We start from the raw sequence: 13,024 nt of genomic DNA, 5'->3' as shown, positions 1-13,024 counted from the left end.
TCTACATTTCTAATGCTTTCTTTACATCGCCATTCATTAATAAATTAATTGGATCTTCCAGTGCTTCTTTCACCGCTACTAAGAACCCTACAGACTCTTTTCCATCAATAATACGATGGTCATACGAGAGTGCCACATACATAATAGGCGCTATTACGATACCTCCGTCTATAACTATAGGACGTTCTACAATATTATGCATTCCTAAAATACCCGATTGTGGTGGATTGATGATTGGTGTAGATAACATAGATCCGAAAACCCCTCCATTAGAGATTGTAAAGGTACCACCTGTCATTTCATCTACCGTAATTTGTCCATCACGTGCTCTGATAGCCAAACGTTTTACTTCGCTTTCTACCCCTCTGAAAGAAAGATTTTCTGCATTGCGAATCACAGGAACCATTAAGCCTTTAGGACCAGAAACCGCAATAGAAATATCCTTATAATCAAACGTCAACATTTCCTTTCCATCAATCATACTGTTGACAGCTGGATACATTTCTAAAGCTCTTACCACAGCCAGTGTAAAAAAGGACATAAATCCTAATCCAACCCCATGTTTTGCTTTGAACGCTTCTTTATGCGCTGCACGAAGGTCAAAAATAGGTTGCATGTTTACCTCATTAAATGTGGTAAGCATGGCCGTTGTATTTTTTGCTTCTACAAGACGCTCTGCTACTTTACGACGTAACATTGATAACTTGGTACGACTTTCACCTCTAGCACCAGGTCCTGGTGTTCCCATAGAAGGTTTTGCTTGTACTGCATCTTCTTTGGTAATACGACCATCGCGACCAGATCCAGATACTTGATTGGAGCTCATTCCTTTTTCGTCTAGGATCTTTTTTGCTGCGGGGCTAGGTACTCCAGAAGCATATGTTTTTTGAGTTTCAGCAGGAGCTTTTTCGCCTGTTTTTGGCGTTTTAGCTTGTTCCTTTTTGAGGTCTTCTTCTACATTACCATCACCGCCTCCTTCGTCTCCACCTTCGTAAGTACTTGAAGCTGGGGCTTCGGCAGAAGTGTCTATTAGGCAAACTACAGCACCTACGGCGACAGCATCGCCTTCTTCTGCTTTAAGTGTAATAATACCACTCGCTTCGGCAGGAAGTTCTAGTGTTGCTTTATCACTATCTACTTCGGCAATCGCCTGATCTTTTTCTACATAATCGCCGTCTTCAACAAGCCATTGTGCAATTTCTACCTCAGTGATCGATTCTCCCGGTGACGGGACTTTCATTTCTAAAACCATAGTTGTTTTTATTATCCTGTTTTTGCTTTCGCACTTCGACGTCGCTTGGTATACACTTCTGCGTCGCTTCACTAACTGAAAGCGGACTTATTAATTAAACTCTCTCAAAGGAAGAAGTCTCATCCTCCTTCAAAATTAATCTTTATTATGATCAGATTCCCACTTGCGTGAAATCTCATTATCGTGAGATTTCCACTTGCGCAGAATTCTCATGTTCGTGAGATTACCGCCTTCGCGGGAATTTATTGTTGTTTTGGTGTTTCAAAAACACTCTCTATTACTTTTTTATGTCTTGCCTTTGATCGTGTACTACTTCCTGCTGCTGGTGAACTATATACTTTACGGGAAGCGACACGCAATTTGACTTGATCAAAATTCATGAGCATGAATCCCCAAGCGCCCATATTTCTAGGCTCTTCTTGTGCCCAAACATAATCTGTTACTTTAGGATACGTTGCTATGACTTCTTTAATTTTATCTTGTGGTAATGGGAATAATTGCTCTAATCGAACTAAAGCAACATCTTCACGACCATTTTCTGTACGATACTCTAAAAGGTCATAATAAAATTTACCTGTACAGAATACAAGAGATGTCACTTTTTTCTTGTCTACAGTAGTATCATCTATTATTTCTTGGAAACTTCCTGTAGCAAGCTCTTCTTTACTGCTCACAACTAGTGGATGTCTTAATAGTGATTTTGGTGTAAACACCACAAGCGGCTTTCTGAAATTCCACTTCATCTGACGACGTAATAAGTGAAAGAAGTTAGCTGGTGTTGTGACATCTGCCATGATCATATTATCACGAGAACAGAGTTGTAAATAACGCTCCATACGGGCACTTGAATGCTCAGAACCTTGCCCTTCATATCCGTGAGGCAATAACATTACAAGTCCGTTTTGAGTTTTCCACTTAGACTCCGCTGCAGAGATATACTGATCTAGCATAATCTGTGCACCATTAGAAAAGTCTCCGAATTGTGCTTCCCAAATCGTTAAGGTTTTAGGTGCTGCCATGGCATATCCATAATCAAACCCTACCACTCCATATTCTGAGAGTAAAGAATTATATATATCCATATGACCGTCTAGACCTAATCTATTGTGAAGATTGATCTCCTCTACATCGTCTTCTGTTTTGATAATCGCATGACGATGAGAAAAAGTGCCACGTTCTACATCTTGTCCAGAAATACGAACATTAAAACCTTCTTCCATTAAACTAGCATAGGCAAGTAATTCTCCCATCCCCCAGTCTAATTGATTTTTTTCTGTGTATTGTGCATGGCGATCTGCGACAATTCGTTCTATTTTACGTATAAACTTTTTATCTTCTGGTAATTTTGTAATCCCCTCTGCCAGGGTATTTAATTTCTTCTGATCGTAAGTCGTGTCTATAGGTGCAAGAATATCTTCTAGAGAACCTAGTGTATAGTCTTTCCAATCATCTGCGAGGATCTCAGTAATGACCGTTTTATCTTTTTTACGAGATGCTTCTAGATCTTCTTCAAGATCACTTTTATAATCTTTCTCTAATTGCTTTACGTATCCGTCTTTGATCACTCCTTCATTCAATAGGCGGTCTACATAAATATCTCTTGGATTTTTATGTTTTGAAATGGCTTTGTATAATTTAGGTTGTGTAAAGCGAGGCTCATCCCCTTCATTATGCCCATACTTACGATATCCTAGAATGTCAATAAAGACATCGCGCCCAAATTCTAATCTAAAATCTAAGGCAAAGGCAAAAGCATGACATACAGCCTCTACATCATCTCCGTTTACGTGAAGTACTGGGGAGAGCGTTACTTTTCCCACATCTGTTGAGTAGGTAGAAGATCGTGCATCTAGGTAATTTGTGGTAAACCCTACTTGGTTATTGGCAACAATATGAATGGTACCGCCAGTGCCGTATCCATCTAGTTGTGACATTTGCACAATTTCATATACAATTCCTTGACCCGCTACGGCTGCATCTCCGTGTATGGCGATAGGAAGAATTGCTTTTTTATTTCCGTCTAATTTTGTGTCGATTTTTGCACGTGATATTCCTTCAATCACGGCACCTACGGTTTCTAAGTGTGAAGGATTTGGTGCTAGATCCATACGGATGTTGTTTCCTTTATCGCTTTCGCGAAAGCTGGTCCATCCCATATGATATTTTACATCTCCGTCAAATAGCTCATCTTCGTCATATTCTTTTCCATCAAACTCGCTAAAAATAGCTTCTGGTGATTTTCCAAAAATATTAGCCAATACATTGAGGCGACCACGATGTGCCATTCCCAAAACAAATTGCTGAATTCCTTTTTCTGAGCCAAGTTCAATTAAATAATCCAATCCGGGGATTAATGCATCTAGTCCTTCTACAGAAAAACGTTTTTGACCTACATACTTAGAATGTAAAAAGGTTTCGAAAGAAGATGCTTGATTTAATTTATGAAGTATATGTTTTTTTTCATCTGCAGAGAAAGAAGGATGGTTATCGTTATTATTTAACCAATTTTGAATCCATTCACGCTCTTCAGGTTTACGGATGTACATATATTCTACTCCGATAGCATCACAATAAATGGCATCTAAGTGGCGTACGATTTCGCGTAAGCTGGTTTTTCCTAATCCTAAAACAGACCCAGCTTCAAATTCTAGATCCAGATCTGCATCAGAGAGATTAAAATTATGAAGTTCTAGGGTAGGCTCGTATTTGCGACGAGCTCTTACAGGATTTGTTTTTGTAAAAAGATGTCCTCTGGTACGGTATCCGTCAATTAAGCGAATGACGTCAAATTCCTTCTTTACACTCTCAGGAATTATTACGGAGGTATGCTCTCTTACCTCATCAGAAACCGCATCACTGCTCTCCATTCCAAAATCGAAACCTTGGAAAAAGGCGCGCCAACTAGGCTCAACACTGTCTGGGTTTTGTAAATACTGATCGTAAAGCTCTGAAAAATAAGCTGTATGGGCTGCGTTTAGAAACGAAAATCTATCCATTGTTGATTATAATCTATGTCTTACTGACATATAGAGATACAAAAATACGATATTTAACATTTTGGGGTATATAATTCCTATATTTATGAGATTATTTTAACAAACAGCTGTATGAAACTAAAAACGAACCTTCCTATTTTCATTGTATTTGCTCTTTTTTTTAGTTTTCAAGATCAAGCTATTGCACAAGAAGATCCTCTTTCTACACCAAGAAGTGAGTTTTGGAGGAACGTACGTTTTGGAGGTGGTTTGGGTCTTGCATTTGGCAATAATAACACACAAATAACGGTAGCACCAAGTGCTATTTATCAGTATAATGAATATATTGCTTTTGGCCCTGGATTAAATTTTAATTATCAAAAATTTGGCGACTTTTCTTCAACACTCTATGGTGTGAGTGGTATTTTTCTTGCCAATCCAATTCCGGAGATTCAGCTTTCTGGAGAATTAGAACAACTTTTTGGCACACAAAAAATTAATGATATTGGAGGGAGTCAATCTTTTGATGTAAATAACACGGCTCTTTTCTTAGGAGTGGGCTATCGTTATGGAGGCGTGACTATTGGTGCCCGCTATAACGTTTTATTTGATAATAATGATGGTATTTATGCAGAGGCATGGCAACCTTTTGTAAGAGTGTATTTTTAAACGCTAGATTACATCGTGCGTTTCATTAAGTTCATTCCAAAGTCACGTAGCAACTGTTTTTTGTCCTCAGAAATCGCTACTAATTCTAATGATTGAAAAGCACGCTGCGTATAGGTTTCCATTTCTTCTTGTGTGGCTTTTGCAGCCCCGCTATCAATAAATTGCTGCTTTACCGTTTCAATTTTATCAGAAGGATCTATGGGTGTGATTGAAAATAAATGCTCCAGTTGTCTCGCCTCATCCTTGGCTGATTTCTGCAAAGCGGTGAGGTATAAAAATGTTTTTTTATTCTCGATGATATCGCCGCCCACTTGTTTTCCAAATGTCTCAGGATCACCAAAAGCATCTAGATAATCATCCTGTAATTGAAATGCAATTCCTAAATCTCTTCCATAATTATAAATCGCTTCTTGACATTCCTTTGAAGCGCCAGCGACAATAGCTCCCATTTTAAGTGCAGCACCTACCAAAACAGCGGTCTTATACTCAATCATCATTAAATACTCAGGAATCGTAACATCATCTCTGGTCTCAAAATCAACGTCATATTGTTGCCCTTCACATACTTCTATAGCTGTTTTAGAAAACAGTTTTGCCAGTTCTTTAAAAATAGGGCCGTCATAATTTTCAAATAATTGATACGCAAGAATAAGCATCGCATCACCAGAAAGAATACCCGTATTAATATCCCATTTCTCATGTACGGTTTGCTGTCCTCTTCGCAGAGGGGCGTCATCCATAATATCATCATGAACCAAAGAGAAATTATGAAAAATCTCGATCGCTAGTGCAGCATCCAACGCTTTATGATAGGGTTGCTCAAACAACTCGGTTGCCATGAGCGTTAAGACAGGACGCAAACGCTTTCCTCCCAAATCAAGAATATAATTAATAGGTTCATATAGATTTTTAGGTTCTTTATCTAAAGAGCGTTGATTCAGGTAATCTATAAATAGGGATGAGTATTCAAGTACGGATAACATCTACAAAAAAATTTGAACACAAAAATAAGCTTTCCTAGGTTATGGCTAAAGGTATGCTTTCGCGAAAGCGTACTCCAAATGTTAAATTATCGTAAAAACTTTGGAAACTTTAATCGTTTTTAAAGTTTCCTCTGTACATTTGCATCGCAATTTATGAAAGATAAAATACTACATACTGCCACTGAATTATTTCTAAATCAAGGATTTAAAAGCATTACCATGGATGATATCGCCAAGGAAATGGCGATATCAAAAAAGACGATTTATAGTCATTTTAGCAATAAAGAAGCGATTATTGAAGCTTCTGCAGCTGGGATTTTTGATATGATTTGTAGTGGCATCGATCTGATTACTGGACATAAAAAAAATCCAATTGAGGAGCTTTATGACATCAAACGTTTTGTTTTAGAGCATTTGAAAGGGGAGCGTACCTCTCCTATGTATCAGCTCCAAAAATACTATCCAAAAATTCACCGTAACCTACGTAAAAAGCAATATGACTTTATGCAAGATTGCATGGTTGAAAATATAATTCGCGGTGTGGACGAAGGGCTTTTTAGAGAAAATATTGATGTTCAATTTGTAGCTCGTATTTATTTTACAGGAATGACAGGAATCAAAGACGGCGATATATTTCCTGCGTCAGAGTTTCCGCCACACATCTTATATGATATGTATTTAGAATATCACCTGCGTGGTATTGTAACGCCCAAAGGCCGAAAATTATTAAACAAACTCATACAATCAAACCAAGAGTAATGACAAGAATTCTAATCATTTTTTTATTGTTATTTGGGAGTTCCCTTTATGCGCAAGAAAAGACTCGTTTTTCCTTAGAAGAAGCAATCAGCTATGCGTTAGACAATAATAAAACCGCCATCAATGCGCGCAGAGACATCGCTATTGCCATTAAACAAAAATGGGAAACCACTGCTTCTGGTCTTCCTCAAATTAATGGCGTGATCGATTACCAAAATCAAATCAAGCAACCAGTATCCTTTATTCCATCAGAATTTTTTGGTGGAGATCCAGGAACGTTTACACCTGTTGCTTTTGGAACTTCACAAAATGCTTCGGCCACAGCCACATTAACACAATTGATTTTTGATGGTTCCTACCTCGTGGGACTCCAAGCCGCAAAAGCCTTTCTAGATTTTTCTGAAAATGCGAATGAAAAAACGCAATTAGAAATCAGAAAAGGCGTCATCAATGCTTACGGAAGCGTACTGATTACTCAAGAAAATTTGGCTATTCTCGATAGCAATATTGAGACCGTTAAAAAAAATCTAGACGAAACACGTATTATATATGAAAACGGTCTTGCTGAGGAGGAAGATGTAGAACAATTACAAATTACCTATAGCCAACTCCTTAATCAGAAAACAAATGCAAAGCGTCTTGAAGGGATTGCAATCCAGATGCTCAATCTAGCGATTGGTGTTGATATCACTAGCGAAACACAACTCACAGACACGCTTACATCACTAGCAAAACCAGGTTTAGGGCTTTTTCAAGAAAATCCAGAAATCGAAAAAAACGTAGATTATAAAATTGCGTTCAATCTTACAGAGCAACGCTCTTTAGAACTCAAATTAGAACGAAGTAAAGCCTTACCAAGTCTGAGAGGGTTTATCAATGTAGGCACGTCAACAGGGCGTAACGAGTTTAACTTTTTTGATAGTGATGAGCGTTATTTTGCCTCTTCTATATTTGGCTTAACGCTTGATGTTCCGTTATTCAGTTCGGGTGCGAGAAGTGCGCGTACTCAAAAAGCAAAAATTGCATTAGAACAAGCCGAAAGTGATTTTGATTACACACAAGAACAAATCAGGCTTGCATACGAACAAGCAAAAAGTGAACACCAACTTGCTATTGATAACCTTGAGGTATTTAAAAGCAATCTAAAACTGGCAGAACGTATCGAGCAAAAAAACCAAATCAAATATAAAGAAGGGATTGCAACAAGCTTTGAATTACGACAAGCTCAAACACAATTATACTCAGCGCAAAATGCGGTTTTACAAGCCATGCTGGATATGATTAATTCAAAAGCTGAGCTTGAAACAGTGTTGAACACACCTAACTATAGAGGTAAAGAATAGTTGAGGAGTATAAATATTAAGAAAATAAAAACGGAGCACGCTGTTTTTCACTAAAAAAACAAATACTAATTAAAATGAAAACATTCGGTTTTGAAAAATTAAATGTTTGATAAAAGTTAAGACGACTTTAAATTATCACATACACATTAAATAATCAATCAAAACATAAAGGTTCAAAAACATCTCATCAGATAAACTTTTAAACCTATAAACTCATAAACAACCAGTACCAATGAAAAAAATACTTTCAATTTTAACTATCACACTACTCCTTGCTTCCTGTGGCGGTGACAAAGAATCTCAATCTATAGAGAGTATCATAGAAAAAGGAGATCTTGAAACTATCAAAACAAAGAGAGAAGAGATTAAAAAAGAGATTACAGCTTTAAATGCTCAGATCACAGAGCTAGATAAGGTTCTCAAAAAGAATGATAGTTCTAAAAACAAAACCTTAGTGACCACATTGGTACTTAAAGACACCCTATTTAATCATTTTATAGAAGTACAAGGGAACGTAGAAACCAAGCAAAATGTAGTGATTTACCCAGAGTTTCAGGGAACACTCAATAAAGTATATGTAACCGAAGGACAACGCGTGACTAAAGGGCAATCTTTAGCTAGTATTGACGATGGTGGTTTAACAAATCAATTGGCTCAATTAGAATCTCAAGCGTCCCTTACTAAAACAACGTATGAGCGTCAAAAACGTCTTTGGGATCAAAAAATAGGATCAGAAATACAATACCTACAAGCTAAAACACAATATGAATCTTCAGAAAATATGGTAAAACAAATGAAGAGTCAGTTAGCAAAGACAGTGGTAAGAGCTCCATTTTCTGGAATTATTGACCAAGTAATTACAGATCAAGGTACGGTAGTAGCTCCAGGACAACCTATCTTCAGGATTGTGAATCTAACCGATATGTTTGTGACTTCAGAAATTCCAGAAAGCTATTTAGCTACTGTGACCCCTGGGAAAAAAGTAGAGGTTATGCTCCCAGTTTTAGGAAAAGCAATTACTTCAAAAGTACGCCAGACAGGAAACTATATCAATCCTGCAAACCGAAGTTTTACAATTGAGGTAGATGTTCCTAACAAAGATGGTCAGGTAAAACCTAATTTGACAGCACGTCTATCTATCAATGATTATACGGCTGAGAATGCCATTTTGATTCCGCTTAGTGTGATTAATGAAAACTCAGAAGGAGATCAGTATGTGTATACCGCTTTCGCGAAAGCGGACACACCCGATAAAACCATCGCTAAACGTCAAATTATCAAAACAGGAAAAACGCAAGGTGACTACATCGAAGTTCTGGAAGGATTAAAAAGTGGAGATCACTTGATTGTTGAAGGTGCCCGTTCTGTAAAAGATAATCAAGAAATTAAAGTTAAAACCTATTAATCATGGAGGTTAAAAAAAATAAAAAGGTAGATAAAGAGTTTATCTTATCCAGTTGGGCGATAGATAATCCCACGATTATTTATGTCCTGATGTCCCTGTTTTTAGTGTTAGGATTAGTAGCTTATTTTGGGATGCCTCGTGAGAATTTCCCTGAAATTAACGAAACTAAAATATACATCTCTGCACCCTATCCTGGAAATACTGCCGAAGATATAGAACGTCTCATTGTTGACCCCCTAGAGGACAAACTTCAAAATATTTCTGGAGTGGTCGAGATTATTTCGACTGCACAAGAGGATTATGCGATCATTACGGTAGAGTTTGAGGAAACATTTACTGTCGCAGAAGCCAAACAAAAAGTAAAAGACGAAGTAGATAGTGAAACCTCCAATGAAGACTGGCCTACCTTTAATGGCGCTAAAGTAGAACCCAATGTTTTTGATTTAAGTATCTCAGAAGAAACGCCTATTCTTAATGTAAATATCTCTGGGAATTATCAGGTTGAAAAACTAAAAGAATATGCCGAATATCTTCAGGATGAAATAGAAGCGCTCAAAGAAATTAAAGCCGCAGACATCCGTGGAGCACAGGAAAAAGAGGTGGAAGTCGCGGTAGATGTTTATAAGATGATGGCTGCCAAAATTAGTTTTGATGATATCATTAATACCATTCGCAATGAAAACATGACCCTCTCTGCAGGGAACTTAGTAACTAGTGGTCAGCGTCGTACCATTCGTATTACGGGAGAAATAGAAAATCCATCAGACCTTAATGACTTTGTAGTAAAATCTGAAAAAGGAGCTGTCTATTTAAAAGATATTGCAAAAGTGACCTTTAGTGAAGAAGACAAAACTACCTATGCAAGAGATCTCACCCTAGAGGAAGGTGAAAGTGTCAATGATGAAAATGTAAGTGAAAGTGTCGTAATGCTAGACGTAAAAAAACGCGCTGGCAAAAACATGATCGAAGCCGTAGAGCAGATTAATGAAATTATCAAAAACGCAAAAGAAAACGTCTTCCCTCCCGATTTAAAAATTGCAGTAGCTAATGATCAGAGTGAAAAAACGGTTAATCAAGTAAATGACCTTGTAAACAACATCATTTTTGGAATTATCCTCGTTGTAGGTGTATTAATGTTTTTCTTAGGATTTAGAAACGCACTTTTTGTAGGTTTTGCGATTCCAATGTCCATGTTTATGAGTTTTATGATTCTGAACCTGATGGGCTACACCATGAACACGATGATTCTTTTTGCCTTGATTATGGGATTAGGAATGCTGGTAGATAATGGAATTGTGGTGGTCGAAAACGTGTACCGTCTCATGGATGAGGAAGGGATGTCTCGTATCGAAGCTGCCAAAAAAGGAATAGGGGAAATTGCATTCCCTATTATCATTTCTACATTAACAACCGTAGCTGCCTTTGTACCGCTTGGATTGTGGCCTGGAGTGATGGGACAGTTTATGATTTACTTCCCAATTACACTGTCTGTCGTATTAGGTTCTTCTTTATTTGTTGCTATTTTTATCAACTCTATGTTGGTCTCAAGGTTTATGAAAACCGAAGAAACCCCACTGACTCGCAAATTCTTAATAAGAACTTCTCTTATCATGCTACCCATTGGCCTGTTGATTCTTTTTGTAGGAGGACCTGTAAGTGGTTTAGGGAGTTTAGTGCTGGTCACCATTGTCTTTTTATGGATCTATCGTTATTTTTTAATGGGAGCTACAGAAGCTTTTCAACGCAGATTCCTAACGTGGTTAGAACGCAAATATCAAGAATTTCTTGGTTGGTCTATAAAAGGGAAAAAACCTGGTCTTTTTGTGGGAGGTATTTTCATACTTCTTATTGCAACCTTTATGGCTTTTGGAGCGTCTGTTGGAGCAAAACGAACGAGTATTGAGTTTTTCCCAGATAATACTCCTAATCAGATTATTGTTTATATAGAATATCCTGAAGGGACCGCTATTTCTAAAACCAATGAAATTACAAAAGAAATTGAGCGTCGTGTTTTTAAAGTTTTTAATGATAAAGCCTATTTAAAAGGAGATGATTATAATTTCTTAGTAGAAACCTCGGTTTCTCAGGTGGGAGAAGGTGCTGGAAATCCTCAAACTGATGGGGGTAGCGCTGCAGAAATGCCACACCGATCTAAGATCACAGCCACCATGCGAGAATACAAATTTCGCAATGGTGCCGACAGTGAAGAGTTGCGTTCTAAAGTGCAAAAAGCAGTAAAAGGAATCTATCCTGGTATTGCCATCTCTGTAGAAAAAGATGCGGTAGGACCACCAGCTGGGTATCCTATCAATATTGAACTAGAAGGCAAAGATTATAACGAACTTATTGTCGCGGCAGAAGCCATGCGTAATTACATCAATACTAAAAATATTTCAGGTATTGATGAGCTTAAAATCGATGTAAACAAAGGAAAACCTGGAACGCAGGTAATGGTAGATCGCCAAAAATCCGGAGAACTTGGAGTTCCAACAGGAATGGTAGGAAACCAATTGCGTCGTTCTATTTTTGGAGACAAAGCTGGTGTTTATAAGAAAGACGGGGAAGATTATGATATTTATGTTCGTTTCAATGAAGACCAACGATATGATCGTTCTGCCCTATTTAATCAGAATATTACCTTTAGAGATCCTGCCAATGGACAAATAAAAGAAGTTCCTGTTGCGGCAGTAACCAAAACGAAAAACACTTCTTCTTTTAGTGCTATCAAACATCGCGATACCCGACGTGTGGTGACGGTATATTCCGCACTAGCACCCGGATATACAGATGCAGGTGCCATTGTTAGTCAAATTCAAGAAGAGATGGATACACAGGATGCCAAAGAAATTATTCCAGGTACCATTAAAGTAAATTATACAGGGCAGATAGAAGAGCAAAACAAACAAATGGAATTCTTAATGGGTGCTTTTTTTGCAGGACTAGGACTCATCTTCTTTCTACTGATTTTCCAGTTTAGTTCTATCTCAAAACCAATGATTATTATGATCGCGATTTTTCTGAGTTTCATTGGGGTATTTGGAGGGATTTTAATCACTGGCGCTCCATTTGTTATTATGATGACTATGATGGGAATTATTTCCTTGGCAGGTATTGTGGTAAATAATGGGGTGGTATTACTGGATTACACCCAACTTTTAATAGATCGTAAACTTGTTGCTTTAGATTTACCAGAGAAGGCTTTACTTCCTAAAGAAGAAGTTGCTGAGCTCATTGTAAAAGCAGGTCGCGCACGTTTACGGCCTGTAATCTTAACAGCAATTACAACGGTATTAGGACTTATACCGCTTGCTGTTGGTATTAATATTGACTTTTTTGGTTTATTTCAAAGCTTTGATCCTGGTATTTATATAGGAGGAGATAATGTAATTTTCTGGGGACCGTTGGCTTGGGCTGTCATTTATGGCCTGATCATCGCTACTTTCTTGACGCTAATTATTGTGCCTTTACTCTTTTATATTGTATATCGTATTAAACTATACTTTAGAGGAGCGGCTACTATAGATACAAATCTTCAAGAAACTACGACGGATGATGAAGAACTAGCCGATACGCTAGAAGAAAATGTGTTGGATACGGAGTCTTTTGACTATCCAATCCCTGAAGGAGAATAAAATCCC

8 protein-coding genes are annotated in these 13,024 nt (G+C 37.7%); 5 read left to right on the top strand and 3 right to left on the bottom strand.

Annotated features, from left to right (window positions below; genetic code table 11):
• Position 1: 1 nt before the first annotated feature.
• Both odhB and ACFO3O_RS12175 read right to left on the bottom strand, forming a co-directional pair.
• Positions 2 to 1,252, bottom strand: coding sequence for a 2-oxoglutarate dehydrogenase complex dihydrolipoyllysine-residue succinyltransferase (gene odhB / locus ACFO3O_RS12180; RefSeq protein ID WP_379979159.1), 1,251 nt, complete (start codon positions 1,250 to 1,252; stop codon positions 2 to 4).
• Between the two features lie 242 nt (positions 1,253 to 1,494).
• Entirely contained in the window at positions 1,495 to 4,248 is a 2,754-nt protein-coding gene (locus ACFO3O_RS12175) for a 2-oxoglutarate dehydrogenase E1 component (RefSeq protein ID WP_379979157.1), read from the bottom strand.
• A gap of 111 nt (positions 4,249 to 4,359) precedes the next feature.
• On the opposite strand from ACFO3O_RS12175, the gene ACFO3O_RS12170 reads away from it, so the two are divergent.
• Positions 4,360 to 4,896, top strand: a complete 537-nt coding sequence (locus tag ACFO3O_RS12170; protein ID WP_379979155.1) for a hypothetical protein — start codon at positions 4,360 to 4,362, stop codon at positions 4,894 to 4,896.
• Between the two features lie 8 nt (positions 4,897 to 4,904).
• Here the strand turns inward: ACFO3O_RS12170 and ACFO3O_RS12165 are convergent, their stop codons facing one another.
• Entirely contained in the window at positions 4,905 to 5,879 is a 975-nt protein-coding gene (locus ACFO3O_RS12165; RefSeq protein WP_379979153.1) for a polyprenyl synthetase family protein, read from the bottom strand.
• A 153-nt stretch (positions 5,880 to 6,032) separates the two neighbouring features.
• On the opposite strand from ACFO3O_RS12165, the gene ACFO3O_RS12160 reads away from it, so the two are divergent.
• From ACFO3O_RS12160 to ACFO3O_RS12145, 4 genes are all read left to right on the top strand, one after another.
• Positions 6,033 to 6,638, top strand: coding sequence for a TetR/AcrR family transcriptional regulator (locus ACFO3O_RS12160; protein WP_379979151.1), 606 nt, complete (start codon positions 6,033 to 6,035; stop codon positions 6,636 to 6,638).
• Complete coding sequence (locus ACFO3O_RS12155) at positions 6,638 to 7,981, top strand: TolC family protein (RefSeq protein WP_379979149.1); 1,344 nt, start codon at positions 6,638 to 6,640, stop codon at positions 7,979 to 7,981. Before ACFO3O_RS12160 ends, ACFO3O_RS12155 begins: the two co-directional genes overlap by 1 nt.
• A 232-nt stretch (positions 7,982 to 8,213) precedes the next feature.
• Positions 8,214 to 9,386, top strand: coding sequence for an efflux RND transporter periplasmic adaptor subunit (locus tag ACFO3O_RS12150; protein WP_379979147.1), 1,173 nt, complete (start codon positions 8,214 to 8,216; stop codon positions 9,384 to 9,386).
• Between the two features lie 2 nt (positions 9,387 to 9,388).
• Positions 9,389 to 13,018, top strand: a complete 3,630-nt coding sequence (locus tag ACFO3O_RS12145) for an efflux RND transporter permease subunit (RefSeq protein WP_379979145.1) — start codon at positions 9,389 to 9,391, stop codon at positions 13,016 to 13,018.
• Positions 13,019 to 13,024 lie beyond the last annotated feature (6 nt).

Origin of the sequence: Dokdonia ponticola, assembly GCF_042653865.1 — a bacterium.
Taxonomy (GTDB): domain Bacteria; phylum Bacteroidota; class Bacteroidia; order Flavobacteriales; family Flavobacteriaceae; genus Dokdonia; species Dokdonia ponticola.
The sequence above is the reverse complement of the archived record's forward strand: the minus strand, read 5'-3'. Positions and strand labels throughout refer to the sequence as shown.

Coding starts and splice junctions, on each gene's coding strand:
- odhB (WP_379979159.1), bottom strand. CDS start 1,252: ATGGTTTTAGAAATGAAAGTCCCGTCACCGGGAGAATCGATCACTGAG.
- ACFO3O_RS12175 (WP_379979157.1), bottom strand. CDS start 4,248: ATGGATAGATTTTCGTTTCTAAACGCAGCCCATACAGCTTATTTTTCA.
- ACFO3O_RS12170 (WP_379979155.1), top strand. CDS start 4,360: ATGAAACTAAAAACGAACCTTCCTATTTTCATTGTATTTGCTCTTTTT.
- ACFO3O_RS12165 (WP_379979153.1), bottom strand. CDS start 5,879: ATGTTATCCGTACTTGAATACTCATCCCTATTTATAGATTACCTGAAT.
- ACFO3O_RS12160 (WP_379979151.1), top strand. CDS start 6,033: ATGAAAGATAAAATACTACATACTGCCACTGAATTATTTCTAAATCAA.
- ACFO3O_RS12155 (WP_379979149.1), top strand. CDS start 6,638: ATGACAAGAATTCTAATCATTTTTTTATTGTTATTTGGGAGTTCCCTT.
- ACFO3O_RS12150 (WP_379979147.1), top strand. CDS start 8,214: ATGAAAAAAATACTTTCAATTTTAACTATCACACTACTCCTTGCTTCC.
- ACFO3O_RS12145 (WP_379979145.1), top strand. CDS start 9,389: ATGGAGGTTAAAAAAAATAAAAAGGTAGATAAAGAGTTTATCTTATCC.